20 protein-coding genes and 1 riboswitch are annotated in these 18,937 nt (G+C 59.1%); of the genes, 16 read left to right on the top strand and 4 right to left on the bottom strand.

The annotated features are described in order from the left end of the window. Positions 1-3: 3 nt before the first annotated feature. The gene (locus JK621_RS22535; RefSeq protein WP_212557722.1) at positions 4-177 is read right to left on the bottom strand and encodes a hypothetical protein; all 174 of its coding nucleotides are present in this window, start codon (positions 175-177) and stop codon (positions 4-6) included. A gap of 351 nt (positions 178-528) precedes the next feature. Between JK621_RS22535 and JK621_RS22530 the strand changes: the two genes are divergently transcribed. From JK621_RS22530 to gutQ, 16 genes are all read left to right on the top strand, one after another. Beyond that, positions 529-867 (top strand): YegP family protein, encoded by a 339-nt coding sequence (locus JK621_RS22530; RefSeq protein WP_126484534.1) that lies wholly within the window; start codon positions 529-531, stop codon positions 865-867. A 289-nt stretch (positions 868-1,156) separates the two neighbouring features. Beyond that, positions 1,157-2,509, top strand: a complete 1,353-nt coding sequence (yegQ, locus tag JK621_RS22525) for a tRNA 5-hydroxyuridine modification protein YegQ (protein WP_212557721.1) — start codon at positions 1,157-1,159, stop codon at positions 2,507-2,509. A 491-nt stretch (positions 2,510-3,000) separates the two neighbouring features. Next, positions 3,001-3,900 carry a lipid kinase YegS gene (gene yegS / locus JK621_RS22520; protein ID WP_212557720.1) on the top strand — a complete coding sequence of 300 codons (900 nt, stop codon included), beginning with the start codon at positions 3,001-3,003 and terminating at the stop codon, positions 3,898-3,900. A 194-nt stretch (positions 3,901-4,094) separates the two neighbouring features. Next, positions 4,095-5,309, top strand: a complete 1,215-nt coding sequence (gene manD, locus JK621_RS22515) for a D-mannonate dehydratase ManD (protein ID WP_212557719.1) — start codon at positions 4,095-4,097, stop codon at positions 5,307-5,309. A 14-nt stretch (positions 5,310-5,323) separates the two neighbouring features. Then, positions 5,324-6,340 (top strand): Zn-dependent oxidoreductase, encoded by a 1,017-nt coding sequence (locus JK621_RS22510; RefSeq protein WP_212560269.1) that lies wholly within the window; start codon positions 5,324-5,326, stop codon positions 6,338-6,340. 84 nt (positions 6,341-6,424) lie between these two features. Next, the gene (locus JK621_RS22505; RefSeq protein WP_212557718.1) at positions 6,425-7,714 is read left to right on the top strand and encodes an MFS transporter; all 1,290 of its coding nucleotides are present in this window, start codon (positions 6,425-6,427) and stop codon (positions 7,712-7,714) included. A gap of 46 nt (positions 7,715-7,760) precedes the next feature. After that, a complete protein-coding gene (locus tag JK621_RS22500; protein WP_212557717.1) occupies positions 7,761-9,233 on the top strand; it encodes a mannitol dehydrogenase family protein in 1,473 nt (490 codons plus the stop codon). A 109-nt stretch (positions 9,234-9,342) separates the two neighbouring features. Then, the gene (locus JK621_RS22495) at positions 9,343-10,029 is read left to right on the top strand and encodes a GntR family transcriptional regulator (RefSeq protein ID WP_006327242.1); all 687 of its coding nucleotides are present in this window, start codon (positions 9,343-9,345) and stop codon (positions 10,027-10,029) included. Positions 10,030-10,305: 276 nt separating this feature from the next. Continuing rightward, a complete protein-coding gene (fbaB, locus tag JK621_RS22490) occupies positions 10,306-11,355 on the top strand; it encodes a class I fructose-bisphosphate aldolase (RefSeq protein ID WP_212557716.1) in 1,050 nt (349 codons plus the stop codon). A gap of 234 nt (positions 11,356-11,589) precedes the next feature. Continuing rightward, positions 11,590-12,138 carry a PTS glucitol/sorbitol transporter subunit IIC gene (gene srlA, locus JK621_RS22485; RefSeq protein WP_004941528.1) on the top strand — a complete coding sequence of 183 codons (549 nt, stop codon included), beginning with the start codon at positions 11,590-11,592 and terminating at the stop codon, positions 12,136-12,138. A 15-nt stretch (positions 12,139-12,153) separates the two neighbouring features. Next, positions 12,154-13,134 (top strand): PTS glucitol/sorbitol transporter subunit IIB, encoded by a 981-nt coding sequence (gene srlE, locus JK621_RS22480; RefSeq protein WP_212557715.1) that lies wholly within the window; start codon positions 12,154-12,156, stop codon positions 13,132-13,134. A 23-nt stretch (positions 13,135-13,157) separates the two neighbouring features. Further along, a complete protein-coding gene (gene srlB / locus JK621_RS22475; RefSeq protein WP_212557714.1) occupies positions 13,158-13,520 on the top strand; it encodes a PTS glucitol/sorbitol transporter subunit IIA in 363 nt (120 codons plus the stop codon). A gap of 10 nt (positions 13,521-13,530) precedes the next feature. Further along, entirely contained in the window at positions 13,531-14,310 is a 780-nt protein-coding gene (gene srlD, locus JK621_RS22470) for a sorbitol-6-phosphate dehydrogenase (protein WP_212557713.1), read from the top strand. A 45-nt stretch (positions 14,311-14,355) separates the two neighbouring features. Then, a complete protein-coding gene (gutM, locus tag JK621_RS22465; protein WP_212557712.1) occupies positions 14,356-14,712 on the top strand; it encodes a transcriptional regulator GutM in 357 nt (118 codons plus the stop codon). 83 nt (positions 14,713-14,795) lie between these two features. Next, a complete protein-coding gene (srlR, locus tag JK621_RS22460; RefSeq protein WP_004951988.1) occupies positions 14,796-15,569 on the top strand; it encodes a glucitol operon DNA-binding transcriptional repressor SrlR in 774 nt (257 codons plus the stop codon). Then, a complete protein-coding gene (gene gutQ / locus JK621_RS22455; RefSeq protein WP_212557711.1) occupies positions 15,562-16,533 on the top strand; it encodes an arabinose-5-phosphate isomerase GutQ in 972 nt (323 codons plus the stop codon). Before srlR ends, gutQ begins: the two co-directional genes overlap by 8 nt. Before the next feature lie 42 nt (positions 16,534-16,575). Here gutQ and JK621_RS22450 read toward each other — a convergent pair whose 3' ends face one another. From JK621_RS22450 to thiM, 3 genes are all read right to left on the bottom strand, one after another. Continuing rightward, positions 16,576-17,034: an inhibitor of vertebrate lysozyme family protein gene (locus tag JK621_RS22450; protein ID WP_212557710.1), complete on the bottom strand. Its 459-nt coding sequence runs from the start codon at positions 17,032-17,034 to the stop codon at positions 16,576-16,578. Between the two features lie 86 nt (positions 17,035-17,120). Next, positions 17,121-17,921 carry a bifunctional hydroxymethylpyrimidine kinase/phosphomethylpyrimidine kinase gene (gene thiD / locus JK621_RS22445; RefSeq protein WP_212557709.1) on the bottom strand — a complete coding sequence of 267 codons (801 nt, stop codon included), beginning with the start codon at positions 17,919-17,921 and terminating at the stop codon, positions 17,121-17,123. Then, positions 17,918-18,712 carry a hydroxyethylthiazole kinase gene (thiM, locus tag JK621_RS22440; protein WP_212557708.1) on the bottom strand — a complete coding sequence of 265 codons (795 nt, stop codon included), beginning with the start codon at positions 18,710-18,712 and terminating at the stop codon, positions 17,918-17,920. The genes thiD and thiM overlap by 4 nt, the downstream gene beginning before the upstream one ends. Before the next feature lie 36 nt (positions 18,713-18,748). Beyond that, positions 18,749-18,840: riboswitch (TPP riboswitch) on the bottom strand. Positions 18,841-18,937 lie beyond the last annotated feature (97 nt).

The following is an 18,937-nucleotide window of genomic DNA, read 5'->3' as shown; positions in this document are numbered from 1 at the left end:
GGGTTAACTGACTGCGCTCCGAAAAGGGTCGCGGTCAACAACCTCCTGCCGGCGTTCCTCAGCCGTCAGAGAATCATGGGGCATCTCTATTTTGGCGATCGTTGCCAACAATGACTCCCAATTATCCGGGTTAGCCTGGCTTTTACCGTCGCTAAACTGCTTTGCGTTTCTTTCCATCCCTGACTCCTTTTGACAAATTTCTTTCCGCGAATATGCCTGTACAGCGTCGATGCCAAGTGCTTCGCTTGTTTTTTAATCGCATTGCTTTGCGATGCGGCAAACCTTAGCGCGCAATCCCCTGCAGCGGAATACCGCGTTATCCAATGTGCGGCAAGCTACGCAATTTGGAACATCGGGATCGCCATTAGCTTCCCGTGCTTTGTCGCCCTTGGCTGACGAAATTCAACGCCAACGCAAAAAAATTGCGTCTTTTTTAAGCTACTCTGCGCAAGGGATGTTTATTAGCCGCCCAATTTCAAGCTATTGGCTACACTTACATCACTTATCGGAACCCACAGGAGAGGAACCATGGCAATCGGTCACTATGAGCTGAAAAAAGCAAAGAATGGGCAATACCACTTCAACCTGAAAGCCAGTAATGGCGAAATCATTTTGGGCAGCGAGATGTACGCCAGCAAAGCCTCGGCGGAAAACGGTATTGCCTCGGTGCAAACCAACTCGCCGCACGAAGCGCAGTATGAATTGAAACACAGCACCAGCAATCAACCTTACTTTGTCCTGAAAGCCAAGAACCATCAGGTGATCGGCGTCAGTGAAATGTACAGCTCTGAAACTGCCGCGAAAAATGGCATTCAGTCGGTGATCAAGAACGGCCCGAGCACCGACGTGCGCGATTTAAGCGCGTAGCTTCGTTACCCGGCGCGCGATGATCGCCATCGCGCGTTTTTCTTATCCGGGATCAATCCCCCTGTAATAAATCCGGTTAGCTGCTGATTTTTTGCCGCGCTGCCGCTACAATCCCCCGCTTTTACTGCGCCATTTAGTGGTGCGTTATACCCACAGGCTTTCATGTTGCAGCCAGGCGGCCAGCTCGCTCATCCCCAGGCGCTTACTTAAGGGTGCGCGAGTGCAGTCGACAACGCTGCGGCTTGAAAGACAGAGAGTATACTGACCTGAAATCAGACCGAGACTCATTATGTTTACACCGGAACTTCTCTCCCCGGCCGGAACGCTGAAAAACATGCGTTACGCCTTTGCCTATGGCGCCGATGCGGTTTATGCCGGCCAGCCGCGTTACAGCCTGCGGGTGCGTAACAACGAATTCAATCACGAGAATCTGGCGCAGGGGATCAACGAAGCGCACGCGCTGGGCAAGAAGTTCTATGTGGTGGTGAACATCGCTCCGCACAACGCCAAGCTGAAAACCTTCCTGCGCGATCTTAAGCCGGTGATCGATATGGGCCCGGATGCGCTGATCATGTCCGATCCGGGCCTGATCATGATGGTGCGCGAAGCCTTCCCGCAGATGGATATCCATCTGTCGGTGCAGGCCAATGCGGTTAACTGGGCGACGGTGAAGTTCTGGCAGCAGATGGGGCTGACGCGCGTGATCCTGTCGCGCGAGCTGTCGCTGGAGGAGATCGCCGAGATCCGCGCCCAGGTACCGGAGATGGAGCTGGAAATCTTCGTCCACGGCGCGCTGTGCATGGCCTACTCCGGCCGCTGCCTGCTGTCCGGCTATATCAACAAGCGCGATCCCAACCAAGGCACCTGCACCAACGCCTGCCGCTGGCAGTACAAGGCGGAAGAAGGCAAAGAGGATGACACCGGCAACATCGTGCATCTGCACGAGCCGATCCCGGTGCAGACCGTCGAGCCGACGCTGGGTATCGGCGCGCCGACCGACAAGGTGTTCATGCTCTCCGAAGCGCAAAAGCCGGATGAATACATGAGCGCCTTCGAAGATGAACACGGCACCTACATCATGAACTCGAAGGATCTGCGTGCCATCCAGCACGTAGAGCGTCTGACTCAACTCGGCGTGCATTCGCTGAAAATTGAAGGCCGCACCAAGTCCTTTTACTACTGCGCGCGTACCGCACAGGTTTACCGTCGCGCCATCGACGATGCGGTCGCAGGCAAGCCGTTCGACCCCACGCTGCTTACCACGCTGGAAGGCCTGGCGCACCGCGGCTACACCGAAGGATTCTTGCGCCGCCACGTGCATGAAGCCCAGCAAAATTACGATTACGGCTCCTCGTTGTCCGAACGCCAACAGTTCGTCGGCGAATTCACCGGCGCAAGGCGCGACGGCTGGGCGGAAGTGGACGTGAAAAACAAGTTTAGGGTCGGCGACAGTGTGGAGATGATGACCCCCGGCGGTAACGTGTTGTTTACCCTGGAGAGCATGCAAAATAAAAAAGGCGAAGCGATCGACGTGGCACCCGGCAACGGGCATATCGTTTATTTGCCGATCCCACAGGATATCGATCTCAATTACGCATTGCTGATCCGCAATTTGTCGGACGCCCAGAGTCCCACCGCGTAAAAAACATCTAACGTCACCCTTGGGTGGCGTTTTTTGGCAAATATTAGAATTGGATCACATCAATTACTGCGCAGCTTGGTTACCATCAGGCTGCTTAAAACCAAGAATGAAAAATATTTGCATAGCAATACTAGGAACCACCTCCTTAGCCGGTCCAATCTCCCTTGGGCTGGCTTTTTCTTTGGTGCCTTCACAATACCCGCCAATAATTCCCCTTATTTTTTCGATATTTAAAACTGTCGAGTTATCTATTTTAATAACAGGTCGCTCCGCACTTCTATATAAATAAAACGCCAAGGGCAGAGATTAATTAAACCATTAACGAAAACCCATCACTGACACAGTGTCCATATCTTAAATTAAGTCAAACATGCAGAAATAATCACTGGCCCGCTGCCGATAATCAGAATTAACTGAATATTCTGATGGCCTGCTCCCCGCTTGTAGTTTATGGTTTCAGTCCAACGCATTTGTCAGCCGGGAGAGAGGGAATGAGTCAACACACGTCAGCGCTTCTTATCATTAATGGCAAAGGCGCCGGCAACGAAGAAGTTCGCCTTGCGGTACAAAAGCTGCGGGATGAGGGGCAAACCCTGCACGTTCGCGTGACCTGGGAGCAAGGTGACGCTGCGCGCTATGTGAAGGAAGCTTGCCAACTGGGGGTCGCCACCCTGATCGCCGGCGGCGGCGACGGGACCATCAACGAAGTGGCCGCCGCGCTGACGGCACTGCCTGCGGGAAGCCGCCCGGCACTGGGCATACTGCCGCTGGGTACCGCCAATGACTTTGCCGTGGCCTGCAATATCCCGCTGATGCCGGAACAGGCGCTGCAGTTGGCGACGAAAGGCCGTGCGGTGCCGATCGACCTGGCGAAGGTCAATGACGAACGCTACTTTATCAACATGGCGACCGGCGGTTTCGGCACCCGCATCACCACCGAAACGCCGGAAAAACTAAAGGCCGCACTGGGCGGCGTTTCTTACTTTATTCATGGCCTGCTGCGCATGGATACGCTGAAGGCCGACCGCTGCGAGATCCGCGGGCCGGATTTCCAGTGGTCCGGTGACGCACTGGTGATTGGCATCGGCAACGGCAAGCAGGCCGGGGGCGGCCAGCAGCTGTGCCCGGACGCGTTAATCAACGACGGGCTGCTGCAACTGCGGCTGCTGATCGCAGACGAACTGCTGCCGGCGTTGGTGGCCAGCCTGTTTAACGGCGAGGAAAACAAAAATGTGGTTAGCGCTGCGCTGCCTTGGCTGGAAATCGATGCGCCGCACGAGATCACTTTTAACCTCGACGGCGAGCCGCTGAAAGGCATGCATTTCCGCATCGAAGTGCTGCCGAACGCCATTGAATGCCGCCTGCCGCCAAACTGCGAACTGCTGGGCTAAGGCCGCCCTTTCTCTGATCCCTGGGCGCAGCCGGCCTGCTGCGCCCCCCTTGCCGGTTCCCCCTCCTCTCTTGCCTCATTACGCGATGAAATGTGATCTTCCCCGGCAAATCCTTTAAATCATACTTGTATGGTAGTTAGTTCATAACGTATTTTCCCCCTATTAATGACCCGTGGGAACAGGATGTAGACGTTATGAAAATTGTTAACGCAGAGGTGTTTGTCACTTGCCCAGGCAGGAATTTTGTCACGCTGAAGATCACCACCGACGACGGCATTACCGGCATTGGCGACGCCACCCTCAACGGCCGCGAACTGCCGGTCGCCTCCTACCTGAAAGATCATGTCTGCCCGCAGTTGATCGGCCGCGATGCCCACCAGATCGAAGACATCTGGCAATTCTTCTATAAAGGCGCCTACTGGCGGCGCGGCCCGGTTACCATGTCCGCCATCTCCGCCGTCGATATGGCGCTGTGGGACATCAAGGGCAAAGCCGCCAATATGCCGCTGTATCAGCTGCTGGGCGGCGCATCGCGCACCGGCGTAATGGTTTATTGCCACACCACCGGCCATTCCATCGACGAAGTGCTCGACGACTACGCCAAACATAAAGAACTGGGCTTTAAAGCCATCCGCGCCCAGTGCGGCGTGCCGGGCATGAAAACCACCTACGGCATGGCCAAAGGCAAAGGGCTGGCCTACGAGCCGGCCACCAAAGGCAACTGGCCGGAAGAGCAACTGTGGTCCACGGAGAAATACCTCGATTTCACCCCAAAACTGTTCGAGGCGGTGCGCGACAGGTTCGGTTTTGACGAACATCTGCTGCACGACATGCACCACAGATTGACGCCGATCGAGGCCGCGCGCTTTGGCAAAAGCATTGAACAGTACCGGTTGTTCTGGATGGAAGATCCGACCCCGGCGGAGAACCAGGAATGTTTCCGTCTGATCCGCCAGCATACCGTTACGCCTATCGCCGTCGGCGAAGTCTTCAACAGCATCTGGGACTGCAAACAGCTGATCGAAGAACAGCTGATCGACTATATCCGCACCACCCTCACCCACGCAGGCGGTATCACCGGCATGCGCCGCATCGCCGATTTCGCCTCGCTGTATCAGGTGCGTACCGGTTCGCATGGCCCTTCCGACCTGTCGCCTATCTGCATGGCGGCGGCGCTGCACTTTGATCTGTGGGTGCCGAACTTTGGCGTGCAGGAATATATGGGTTACTCCGAGCAAATGCTCGAGGTGTTCCCGCACAGCTGGACCTTCAACGATGGCTACATGCACCCGGGCAACAAACCGGGGCTGGGCATTGAGTTCGACGAAAAACTGGCCGCACGCTATCCGTACGAGCCGGCCTATCTGCCGGTCGCGCGCCTGGAGGACGGCACCTTATGGAACTGGTAACGGGAGAACGCGCAATGCAAAGCGTGGTGATTGAACAACCTGGCCGGCTGGTTATCCAGCAGCGCCCGCTGCCGCAGCCGGCCGCCGGCGAAGTGCGGGTCAAGGTGAAGTTTGCCGGCATCTGCGGCTCAGACGTGCACATTTATCATGGGCATAACCCGTTCGCCCGCTACCCGCGCGTGATCGGCCATGAGTTTTTCGGCGTGATTGACCAGGTGGGCAGCGACGTCGACCCGCAACGTATCGGCGAACGCGTTTCGGTGGATCCGGTGGTGAGCTGCGGCCATTGTTATCCTTGTTCCATCGGGCGCCCCAACGTCTGCACCGAGCTGCAGGTGATCGGCGTGCACCGCGACGGCGGCTTCAGCGACTATGCCTGCGCCCCGGCGCGCAACGCTTACCGCATTCCTGAAAGCATCAGCGATCGCCACGCCGCGATGGTCGAACCTTTCACCATTGCCGCCAACATCACCGCCCATCTGCAGCCAAGGGCCGATGATATCGCGCTGATCTACGGCGCCGGGCCGATGGGGCTGACGGTGATCCAAACGCTGAAAGGGGTCTACGGCGTGAAGCAGGTGATTGTCACCGACCGCATCGCTGAACGGCTGGCCATGGCGCAAGAAAACGGTGCCGACTGGACGTTCGATAACGCCGAGGCGTCGCTGCCGGCCGAGCTGGAACGACGCGGCATCCGCCCGACGCTGATCGTCGACGCCGCCTGCCACCCGGCCATTTTGCAGGAAGCCATTAACCTTGCCTCACCGGCGGCGCGCATCGGCATCATGGGTTTCTCCGGCGATGCCTGCACCGTCACCCAGCAAAGCATCACCAGCAAGGAGCTGTCGATTTTCTCCTCGCGCCTCAACAGCGCCCGCTTCCCGCAGGTTATCGACTGGATGGCCGGCGGAAAAATCGACCCGCAGCGGTTAATCACCCATTGCGTAGCCGCCAGCGAAGTGGAACAGGCAATGCTGATGTTCGAAAAAGACCAGCGCACCTGCTGCAAGGTGTTACTGCAATTCAGTTAGTTTTGTTAACACCGGGGCATAGGGCGGCCTGGCTGCCCTTGCAGAAAATAAAGCATCAAAACCAGAAATATATGGAGTGCTTTTATGTTTAAAAACCTGCGTTGGACCATAGTATTCCTGCTGTTCATGGTCTTTATGATCAACTACCTCGACCGCGTCGCACTGTCGATTACCGTGCCGATGATCGAAAAAGATCTGATGCTGAACGCCGAGCAGTTCGGCCTCATCTTCGGCAGCTTCTTCTTCGGCTACGCCATCTTCAACTTTATCGGCGGGCTGGCGGTCGACAAGTACGGCCCGACGCTGGTGCTCGGCACCGCCGTGGCCTTATGGTCAATCTTCTGCGGCATGACGGCGTTCGCCACCGGTTTCTATTCCATGCTGATCCTGCGCATTCTGTTCGGCATGGCCGAAGGGCCGATCAGCTCTTCCGCCAACAAGATGATCAACGGCTGGTTCCCGAAGAAACAGGCGGCCACCGCCATGGGCCTGCTCAGCGCCGGTTCACCCTTGGGCGGCGCGGTAGCCGGGCCGATCGTCGGCTATCTGGCGCTGGCGTTCGGCTGGCGGGCGGCGTTCATGATCATCTGCTCGATCGGCATCGTCTGGATGCTGGTGTGGTTCTTCGTGGTGGCGGATAACCCGGCCAAGAGCAGGCACGTCAGCGAAAACGAACGGGCGTTGATCAACAAACTGAAAGAGGAAAAAATCAGCGAAGAAGAAGAGCTGAGCGACGCCGCGCATGGGCTAGGTTACTACCTGAAGCAGCCGATCATCCTGGTCACCGCCTTCGCCTTCTTCTGCTACAACTACATCCTGTTCTTCTTCCTGAGCTGGTTCCCGGCGTATCTGGTGCAGGCGCACAACCTGAACATCAAGGAAATGAGCCTCACCACCATGATCCCGTGGATTGTCGGCTTTGTTGGACTGGCGCTCGGCGGCTATATCTCCGACAAGATTTTCAATATCACCGGCAAGCTGCTGCTGTCGCGCAAGATCGTGTTGGTGACCAGCCTGCTGGCGGCGGCCATTTGCGTCGCATTGGCGGGCACCGTCAGCAGCGTGGTGCCGGCGGTAATGCTGATGTCGGTCTCTATCTTCTTCCTGTATATCACCGGGGCCATTTATTGGGCGATCATTCAGGACGTGGTGCATAAATCCCGCGTCGGCGGCGCCAGCGGCTTTGTTCACATGATCGGCAGCGTGTCGGGGATCATTGGCCCGGTCGTGACCGGTTATATCGTGCAGAACACCGGCAAGTTCGACAGCGCCTTTATCCTGGCCGGCGGTGTGGCCGCACTCGGCGCCGTGCTGGTGTTGCTGGTGATCAAGGCACCGCGCAATGCCGCACAACCGCAAATCTCGAAACACTAACCCTGCGGGGCGGCCGACGTCGCCCCGCTCTTTCAGGGATTTCAGCATGACACTTTCCAGCAACAGCGCGCTGCCGGCGGCAATTGCCCGGCCAGGTTACGCCCGTGAACGAATAAAACCCCGCATTGTCCACCTCGGCTTTGGCGCATTTTTCCGCGCACATCAGGCCGTGTATGCCGAGCAGTTGGCCAACGATCGCGCCGGCGACTGGGGCTACTGCGTGATCAGCATGCATAACGGCCGGCAAAAAATCGCCGATCTGCAACAGCAGGATTTGCTGTACACGGTGGCCGAAATGGACGGCGACGGCTGGCACGGCCGGACGATCGGCGTGATCAGGCAGGCGCTGCACTTGCAGGTTGACGGGTTGGAAGCGGTGCTCGACGCCATGGCTCAGCCAGAGATTGCCATAGTTTCATTGACCGTCAGCGAGAAAGGCTACTGCTATCAACCTGCCAACGGCCAGTTGATGCTCGATCACCCGGATATTCAACACGACATCGCCAACCCGCTGCGGCCGCACTCCGCGCTGGGGCTGATCCTGGCTGCACTGCGCTTGCGCCGGGAGCGCGGCCTGCCAGCATTTAGCCTAATGTCCTGCGACAACATGCCGGCCAACGGCCAGGTAACCCGCAACGTCGTCACCCAGTTGGCGCAGCGGCAGGATGCCGGGCTGGCCGACTGGGTGCGGCAAAACGTCCGCTTTCCTTCCACCATGGTAGACCGCATTGTCCCGGCGGTGACGCCGGAAACCCAACGCCAGTTGCAGGCGTTGCTGGGCGGCGTGAGCGATGCGGTCGGCGTGGCCTGCGAACCCTTTCGCCAATGGGTAATAGAAGACGACTTCCCGCAGGGGCGGCCTGAATGGGAGCGAGCGGGCGCCGAGCTGGTCGGCGACGTGCTGCCCTATGAGGAAATGAAGCTGCGGATGCTGAACGGCAGCCACTCGTTCCTTGCCTATCTCGGCTATCTGGCCGGTTATCCGCACGTCAGCGACTGCATGCAGGATGAAGACTTTGTGCGCGCCGCTCGCCATTTGATGTTGGCGGAACAGGCGCCGACGCTACAGGTAAGCGGTGTCGATTTGGCGCATTACGCCGACTCGCTGTTGCGGCGCTACCGTAACGGCGCGTTGAAACACCGCACCGGGCAAATCGCCATGGACGGCACGCAAAAATTGCCGCAGCGCCTGCTGGATCCCATTCGCCACCATCTGGCGCACGGCAGCCGTTTTGACGCCCTGGCATTGGCCGTGGCCGGTTGGATGCGCTATGTCGGCGGCCTGGATGAACAAGGCCGGCCGATAGAAATCAGCGATCCGTTGCGCGAGCCTATCGCCGCGCTCGTGGCGGGCAGCGAACAAGGCCAGCCGCGCGTGCTGGCGCTGCTCCAGTTGGAAACGGTATTCGGCCGCGACCTGCCGGGCAACCCGCGCTTCGTCGGCGCAGTGACCCAGGCTTATCTGGCGCTGTTGGATAAGGGAACAAAAGCCGCCGTCGCCGGATTAACGGTTAGTTGATGGATTGATTGAAATTCATCAGGCTGCGGAGGGATTTATCCGCCCGCAGCCCCAAGATAATCTGCTAGTATGGTGGCATTCACAGCAAGTCGGGTCACTGATTGTCGCCATGTCTGAATCCTACAGCCTCACCAACACCCTTCCGGTCAACCAGCAAATTTACCGCTTCCTGCGTAAAGACATTGTCGACTGCACCATTCCGCCCGGCACGCTGCTTTCCGAGAAAGAGATTTCCACCCGTTTTAGCGTTTCGCGCCAACCGGTTCGCGAGGCGTTCATCAAGCTGGCGGAGGCCGGGTTGGTGCAGATACTGCCGCAGCGCGGCACTTTCGTGATGAAGATCTCCGCCAAGCGGGTGGCCGACGGGCGCTTTATCCGCCAGGCGGTGGAATGCGCGATCGTCCGCCGCGTGGCGCAGCGGATCACGCCGGAACAGCTGATGACGCTGGAGCACAATTTGCATCGTCAGGAGCTGGCAGCGCAAAACCAACAGACGCGCGAGTTTTTGGCGCTGGACGATGAGTTCCACCAGTTGCTGACCCAGTTCGCCGACTGCCCCCTGGCCTGGGAAACCATCGAAACCATCAAGGCCACCATGGACCGGGTGCGTTTTCTCAGCCTGAGCGAGGTGTCGCCGCCGGAAAGCCTGATCCAGCAGCATTATCGGATCTTTGCCGCACTCAAGGCCCAGGATGCGGACGCCGCCGAGCGCGCCATCCATGAGCATCTGCAGGAGATGATCTACTCCATTACGCCGATCGCCCTGCAAAACACCGAGTGGTTCGATATCGAGTAATCAGCCAGTTACCGCGCCGGGGGCGATCGCCCTCGCGTATTTGCCCCCGCAAATGGAATTTCCTCTCAATCGCATCTATTGTTTCTCCTTGCCAAAGGAAATTCAGTAGTCTCGTTCTTTCAGCTTTAATCACCGCTTTCTGCTATGCCGGTGACAAAATATCCCCTATGGCCTTCACGTTGCAGCCAGGTGGCCAGCGCAGGTAACAAGGCTGCAGCCTGGAAGACGACGGGATGGCATTGCCGGTGTATGAGGAAGCTTAATCGGGAGTTAATCATGACTGATATCGCGCAGTTGTTAGGAAAGGAAGCGGAAGACCTGTTGCAACACCGCTGTACCACCATCCCTGCTGAGAATCTGTACCTGCCGGGCGCCGACTTTGTTGACCGGATAATGATCGATAACAACCGTCCCAATACCGTCCTTCGTTCCATGCAAACCCTGCTCAACCACGGCCGCCTGGCCGGTACCGGTTACCTGTCGATTCTGCCGGTCGATCAGGGCATTGAACACTCGGCCGGCGCTTCTTTCGCCGCCAACCCCTTGTATTTTGATCCGAAAAATATCGTCGAACTGGCTATCGAGGCCGGCTGTAACTGCGTCGCCTCCACCTACGGGGTATTGGCGTCGGTATCGCGCCGCTACGCCCACAAAATTCCGTTCCTGGTCAAACTGAACCATAACGAAACCCTGAGCTACCCGACCCAATACGACCAGACGCTGTACGCCAGCGTCGAGCAGGCTTTCAATATGGGGGCGGTCGCGGTCGGCGCAACGATTTACTTCGGCTCCGAGCAATCTCGCCGCCAGATCGAGGAGATCTCTGCCGCCTTCGAACGCGCGCACGAGCTGGGCATGGTCACCGTGCTCTGGGCCTATCTGCGTAACCCGGCGTTCACCAAAGACGGCGTGGATTACCATTCCAGCGCCGATCTCACCGGCCAGGCCAACCATATTGCCGCCACCATCGGCGCCGATATCGTTAAGCAAAAAATGGCGGAAAACAACGGCGGCTACCGCGCGGTAAAATTCGGCTACACCGATGACCGCGTCTACAGCAAGCTGACCACCGACCACCCGATAGATCTGGTGCGTTACCAGCTGGCCAACTGCTATATGGGCCGCGCGGGCTTGATCAACTCCGGCGGCGCCGCCGGTGAAAACGACCTGCAGGAATCGGTGCGTACCGCCGTCATCAACAAACGTGCGGGCGGCATGGGCCTGATCCTGGGGCGCAAGGCGTTCAAAAAATCGATGAAAGAAGGCGTGGCGCTGATCAACGCCGTGCAGGACACCTATCTGGACAAAAACGTTACCATCGCCTGACCCCTTCCCCTGCCTCCACAGCCCGGTACGCCGGGCTTTTTTGTGCCTGTTTTCCGCCAATCCTTTCGTTTTATTCTTATTTTTCTTTCATTTTTAACTTTCACAATAAAATATTTATCTTTCAAAATGTGATCTATTTAAAACAAATGAATCCATAAAGTGATTAGTGTAAGGCCCATGGCGACAGAGCCGCTTTTCGCTCCAGGCCATACCGTCCATCACAGGAGAGCAATAATGATTGAGCTAATCACCCACGGTGCCGAGTGGTTTATCGGCCTGTTTCAGAAAGGTGGTGAAGTGTTTGTCGGCATGGTGACCGGCATTTTACCTTTGTTAATCAGCCTGTTGGTTATCATGAATGCGCTGATCAAATTTGTAGGCCAGGAACGTATCGAACGATTGGCGCAGCGCTGCGCGGGCAACCCGGTATCGCGCTATCTGCTGCTGCCGCTGATCGGTACCTTTGTTTTCTGTAACCCGATGACCCTCAGTCTCGGGCGCTTTATGCCGGAGAAATACAAGCCCAGCTACTATGCGGCGGCGTCCTACAGCTGCCATTCGATGAACGGCCTGTTTCCGCACATCAACCCCGGCGAGCTGTTCGTATACCTCGGGATCGCCAGCGGGCTGACGACTCTCGGCCTACCGCTTGGGCCACTGGCGGTGAGCTATTTCCTGGTCGGGTTGTTCACCAACTTCTTCCGTGGCTGGGTAACCGACCTCACCACCAGTTTGTTCGAACGCAAGATGGGCATCCGCCTGGATCGCCAGGTGCAACTTTAATCCGTGGAGTGCAGCATGAGTGCTTATATCCGTATTGAGAAAGGCGCCAGCGGCTGGGGTGGCCCGTTGGAGATTGCGATCGAACCCGGCAAGAAAGTGGTGTACATCACCGCCGGCACCCGCCCTTCGATCGTCGATCGGCTCAGCGAGCTGACCGGCTGGCCGGCAGTCGACGGCTTTAAAGAGGGCGAACCGCCGGCGGAAGAGATTGGCGTGATGGTGATCGACTGCGGCGGCACCCTGCGCTGCGGGTTGTATCCGAAGCGCCGCATCCCGACGGTCAATATCCACGCCACCGGCCAGTCCGGCCCGCTGGCGCAGTTTATCCTCGAGGACATTTACGTCTCCGGCGTACGCGACAACAACATCAGCCTGGTGGCGTCGGCAACAGGTACGGCGCAAAAGCCCCCCGCGCCACAGCCAAAAGGGTGCGATTACGACACCAGCAAAAAAATCACCGAACAGAGCGACGGCCTGCTTGCCAAAGTCGGCATGGGCATGGGTTCGGTGGTGGCGGTGTTCTTCCAGGCCGGGCGCGACACCATCGACACGGTGCTGAAAACCATCCTGCCGTTTATGGCGTTCGTCTCGGCGTTGATCGGCATCATCATGGCCTCGGGTCTGGGTGATTTTATCGCCCACGGCCTGACGCCGCTGGCCAGCAGCCCAATCGGCCTGGTGACGCTGGCGCTGATCTGTTCCTTCCCGCTGTTGTCGCCCTTCCTCGGCCCCGGCGCGGTGATCGCCCAGGTGATTGGCGTGCTGGTCGGGGTGCAGATCGGTCTCGGGCATATTCCGCCGCAGCTGGCGCTGCCTGCGCTGTTTGCGATTAACGCGCAGGCTGCCTGCGACTTTATTCCGGTCGGCTTGTCGCTGGCGGAAGCCAAACAGGACACCGTGCGGGTCGGCGTGCCGTCGGTACTGGTCGGGCGTTTCCTGACCGGCGCGCCAACGGTACTGATCGCCTGGGCCGCTTCGGCCTTCATCTATCAATGACACTGTTTTGCAGGGAAAAGATCATGCACACCATTTACCACACCACCATTACGCAGATTGGCGGCAGCGCCCGCGAGGCATTGCAGGATGACATGCTGATCACCTTCCGCGAAGGCGCGCCGGCGGACATTGAAGAGTTTTGCTTTATCCATCGGCACGGCGACACCGCCGGTGAACTGCAGGTCGGCGGCTGGATGGAGCTGGCGGAGCAGCGTTATCCGATCACCGCCGTCGGCAGCGTCGCGACGCAAAACCTGCGTGAGCTGGGTCATGTCACCGTGCGCTTCGACGGCGTAACCCAGGCCGAGTTTCCGGGTTCGATCCACGTTTCCGGCGCCACGCCGGCTGATATCCCGTTAGGCAGCACGCTGAAATTTATTGCATAAGGAGTAGACCATGTCTGAAGTAGCGGTAGTGATTGGCGGCGGCCAAACCTTAGGTGCGTTTTTATCTCATGGCCTGGCGCAGGCGGGTTACCGGGTCGCGGTGGCCGATTTGAATGCGGACAATGCCCATCAGGTGGCGCAACAGATTAACCATGAGTTCGGTGCGGGCCGCGCCCAGGCCTTCCAGGCCGACGCCACCGACGAGCAGAGCGTCATTGCGCTGGCGGCGGCGGTTGATCAGGCGTTCGGCCAGGCCAATCTGCTGGTTTACAGCGCCGGTATCGCCAAGGCGGCGCCGATCACCGATTTCCTGCTGGGGGATTTTGACCGCTCGTTGCAGGTCAATCTTGTCGGCTATTTTCTGTGCGCCCGCGAGTTTTCCCGCCTGATGATCCGCGACGGCGTGGCCGGCCGCATCATCCAGATCAACTCCAAATCCGGCAAGGTGGGCAGCAAGCACAACTCCGGTTACAGCGCGGCCAAGTTCGGCGGCGTGGGGCTGACCCAGTCGCTGGCGCTCGATCTGGCGGAATACGGCATTACCGTGCATTCACTGATGCTCGGCAATCTGCTGAAGTCGCCGATGTTCCAGTCGCTGCTGCCGCAATACGCGCAAAAGCTGGGGATCGAGCCGGATCAGGTCGAAAAATATTACACCGACAAGGTGCCGTTGAAACGCGGCTGCGACTATCAGGACGTGCTGAACACCCTGCTGTTTTACGCCAGCGACAAGGCGTCTTACTGCACCGGCCAGTCGATCAACATCACCGGCGGCCAGGTGATGTTCTGATGTGGTAGCCTCCCCCTCCACCCGGAGGGGGATTAAGGAGGCATTATGACTCAAGCATTGGTTATCTTCGCCGTACTGGCCTGGCTGCTGCAAATCGGCCTTGGCGGGTGGCAAATCCGCCATTTCAACCGCGCCTTCGACAGCCTGTGCCGGCAGGGCACCGTCGGCGTCGGGCGCTCCGGCGGCCGTTTTCGGCCACGGGTGGTGCTGGCGCTGGCTTTCGATGCCGAGCGGCGAGTCTGCGGCAGCCTGATGATGCGCGGCCTGACCATCTTCGCCCGGCCGCAGCCGCTCACGCATTTGCACGGCCTGCATCAACAGGATTTGCGCCCGGATGTGATCTTCCCCGAGGATCGTGCATGCCGGACTGCACTATCGTTAGCGATTGCCCCTAAATCATGATATTTTCACATTAAAAGACATTACCTTTCATATTGAATTATTCGCTGACGGGAAATGCTCACCTCTTGTGAACGGGAATCGCGATGAAACCAAAGCAGCGGCAGGCCGCTATCCTTGAATATCTGCAGCGGCATGGCAAAACGGCAGTGGACGCCCTGGCCGAACATTTTTCCACTACCGGCACCACCATCCGCAAAGACCTCACCCTGCTGGAAGACGAAGGCGAGGTGATCCGCACCTACGGCGGCGTGGTGCTCAGCCGCGACGACGGCGACCAGCCGATCGACCGTAAAACCCATATCAACAGCGAAAAGAAACGCCAAATCGCTTATGCCGCCATCAAGCTGATTAACGACGGCGACTCGCTGATTTTCGATGCCGGCAGCACGGTGCTGCAAATGGTGCCGCATCTGGCGCAGTTCAATAACATCACGGTGATGACCAACAGCCTGCATATCGTCAACGCGCTGGTGGAGCTGGACAACGACCAAACCATCCTGATGCCCGGCGGCACCTACCGCAAAAAATCGGCCTCGTTCCACGGCAGCCTGGCGGAGTCGGCGTTCCAGAAGTTCAGCTTCGACAAGCTGTTTATCGGCGCGGACGGGGTCGATCTCAACGCCGGCGTCACCACCTTCAACGAGGTGCACAACGTCAGCAAGGCGATGTGCGAGGCCGCCAGCCGCATTATCCTGCTGGTGGACTCGTCAAAATTCGGCCGCAAAAGCCCGAACGTGGTGTGCGATTTGAGCGCCGTGGATACGCTGATTACCGATAAAAACATCAATCCGGATTACCTCGCCGCGCTGCAAGCGAAAGGCATCAATATCATTCTGGTAGGAGATTCCGATGAGTAACGCGACTGCCCTGCTGGCTTTTGCCCGCGAAACGCTGGAAATTGAACTGACCGAAGCGCAGCGCCTGCTGGCGCGCCTGGACGACAATTTCGTCCGTGCCTGCGAACTGCTGTTGAACTGCCGGGGCAAGGCGGTGATTTCCGGCATCGGCAAATCCGGCCACATCGGCAAAAAGATTGCCGCCTCGCTGGCCAGCACCGGCACGCCGTCGTTCTTCGTCCATCCTGCGGAGGCGCTGCACGGCGATCTCGGCATGATCGGCGCCGACGACGTGGTGGTGTTTATCTCCTATTCCGGCCGCGCCAAGGAGCTGGATTTGATCCTGCCGCTGCTGGCGGAAAATAACATCCCGGTGATCGCCATTACCGGCGGCAAAGAGTCGCCGCTGGCGCTGGCCGCCGCCTGCGTGCTGGACATCAGCGTCGAACGCGAAGCCTGCCCGATGGGGCTGGCGCCCACCTCCAGCGCGGTCAATACGCTGATGATGGGCGACGCGCTGGCAATGGCATTGATGCGCCAACGCGGGTTCAACGCCGAAGACTTTGCCCGCTCCCATCCGGGCGGCAGCCTGGGCGCACGCCTGTTGAACCGGGTACACCACCTGATGCGCATCGGCGATCGCCTGCCGCAGGTCAGTGAAAACGCCAATGTGATGGAAGCGATGCTGGAACTGAGCCGCACCGGGCTGGGGTTGGTGCCGGTGTGCGATGCGCAGCAAAAAGTGGTGGGGGTGTTTACCGACGGCGACCTGCGCCGCTGGCTGGTAAAAGGCCATAGCCTGCAGGATGCGTTGGGCCCGGCGATTACCCGCCCCGGCTACCGCTTGCCGGAACAGTGGCGCGCCGGAGAAGCGCTGGAAGCACTGCACGAACAGCACATCAGCGCCGCGCCGGTGGTCAATCTGGACGGCGTGCTGGTGGGCGCCATCAACCTGCACGATCTGCATCAGGCCGGTGTTGGCTGAGTGCGTTGCCTCAGGGCGCAGGCAACTGCGCCCCAGGTCGTTTTATTTCCAGTCGGGATTGCTCTCGAACTGCTTTTTCAGCAGCGCCTTCATGTCTTCGTCCGGCTTGCCCAGCCATTGGTATTTGGCGTATTTCTTCGGATGATCAATCGCTTCCGGCTTATTCGGGACCTCAACACGCACGGCCCAGGCCTGGGATTTGTCTTCTTTAAACGCCACGATCAAAAAGTTGTTGGCGCAGTCGTGCGGCTTGCACAGATTGCCCACCAGGTAGTTCTGCCCCTTCCAGCTCAGGCTTTGCGCCGGAGTGGACGTGCCCACCCCTTTGCGCGCCCAGCCCGGCAGGCGAGCCTGCCCCTTCACCATGTTCTGCCAGCCGGTTTGATAACCCGGCTGCTGGATCACGTCCGAGGTGGTAACAATCTGCTGGGCAACGCTGCCCGCACTGAGGCTGAGTAACGCGCCAAAGATGGCGCTGCGAAGTGCGTTTTGTCCTGTCATGGCCTTCTCCCTTGGTTAAACCCGCTCGTACCCGGCGAACGCCGGGCATGGATCCAGTCTGACCACAACGACGGCAAAAAGTTGAATCACCACCACGCGTGAAAATGATGCACCGGCCCGATGCCGTGCCCTACTTCCAACGTATCCGCCTGCTGCAAGGCCTTTTGCAGATAGTCCTTGGCGGCGGCGACCGTGCCGGCCCAGTCTTCATAGCGCGGGCGCAACGCAGCCAATGCGGCGGAGAGCGTGCAGCCGGTGCCGTGCGTATGACGAGTCGCTACGCGCGGTGCGCTGAAGCGCAGTTCCTGCTCGGCGCTGAACAACCAGTCCGGGCTTTCGTTTTCGCTGAGGTGGCCGCCCTTCATCAGCACCGCCTGGCAACCCATGGCCAGCAACGCCCGGCCCTGTTCGCGCATCTGCTGCTCATTTTCCGCCGGAGCGCACGCCAACAGGGCCGCAGCCTCCGGCAGGTTCGGCGTGATGATCGACACCTGCGGCAACAGTTCGCGGCGGATAGACTCTACCGCCTCCGGCGCCAGCAAGGGATCGCCGCTTTTCGCCAGCATCACCGTATCCAGCACCACGAACGGCGGCCGGTAGTGGCGCAGGCGTTCGGCCACCGCCTGCACGATATCTGCGTTGGCCAGCATGCCGATCTTGGCGCTGTCGATGCGCACGTCGCTGAATACCGAATCCAACTGGGCGGCGACAAACGCCGGATCGATGTTATATACCGACTGCACGCCACGGGTATTTTGCGCCACCAGCGCGGTGATCACGGAAGTGCCGTAAGCCCCCAGGGCAGAAAAGGCTTTCAGATCGGCCTGGATGCCGGCGCCGCCGCTCGGATCGGTGCCGGCGATGGTCAAAGCGTTAATCCGTTTCATTGCAGCTCCTCCGCACGCAGTTGATACAGGGCGTCGAGGAACGCCGGGGTAAAGCTGCCCGGCCCGGCAGCCCGGTGCGTGGCCCGTTCGCCGCAAAGCGACATCACCCGGCAAGCGGTCGCGACGTTGTCCAGCCGATCGCCCGGCAGGCTGCAAAATGCCGCCACCACCGCCGAAAGCGCGCAGCCGGTGCCCACCACCCGCGTCATCAGCGCATCGCCACCGGCGACCGCCCAGTCGCGCCGGCCATCGGTGATGTAATCCACCACGCCGGTGACCGCCACCACCGCGCCGCTGAGCTGCGCCAGTTCCCGTGCCGCCGGCAAAGCCGCCAGCGAGTCGTCGGTGCTGTCTACGCCGCGCCCGGCGCTCTGCCGGCCGCTCAGCGCCATAATTTCAGACGCGTTGCCACGGATCGCCGCCGGCTTCTCGCCCAGCAAACGCCGGGCAAAGGCGGTGCGATACGCCAACCCGCCTACCGCCACCGGATCCAGCGTCCAGGGCGTTCCCGCCACATTGGCGGCTTCTACCGCCGCCAGCATGGATTCGGCGCGCGAGGCATTGAGAGTGCCGATGTTGATTAACAGGGCACCCGCCAGTTGGCTGAACTGCGCCGCTTCGGTCGGTTCCACCACCATCGCCGGAGAAGCGCCAAGCGCCAGCAATACGTTAGCCGTCAGCTCCTGCACCACTTCGTTGGTCAGGCAGTGAATCAGCGGGGGCTGTTGTTTGAATTGGGTCAGACAGGCCGCGGCGCGGGCGCCGGGTAAAGCATCAGGTCGAGCGAACATATTCCTCCCAACCGGCGTTCAAGAAGGCGGGTACCGGTTGGGGCACCGAGACTTCCCTACGCTGGCATAATCCAGATCAGGTAATACGGGTAAAATCTCAGCCCCTTGGGGCACCCCGAGTCAGGAGGCCATTATTGGGGTTGCCGCCGGCGAGGTCAATTGCGCTATAGTGTCAAAAAAATAAAAAGGAGATGCCATGCAAACAAGACCCTACCGAGAAGCCGT

It is taken from the genome of Serratia plymuthica (assembly GCF_018336935.1).
GTDB classification, from domain to species: domain Bacteria; phylum Pseudomonadota; class Gammaproteobacteria; order Enterobacterales; family Enterobacteriaceae; genus Serratia; species Serratia plymuthica_B.
This window is presented reverse-complemented; position numbering and strand designations above follow the sequence as displayed.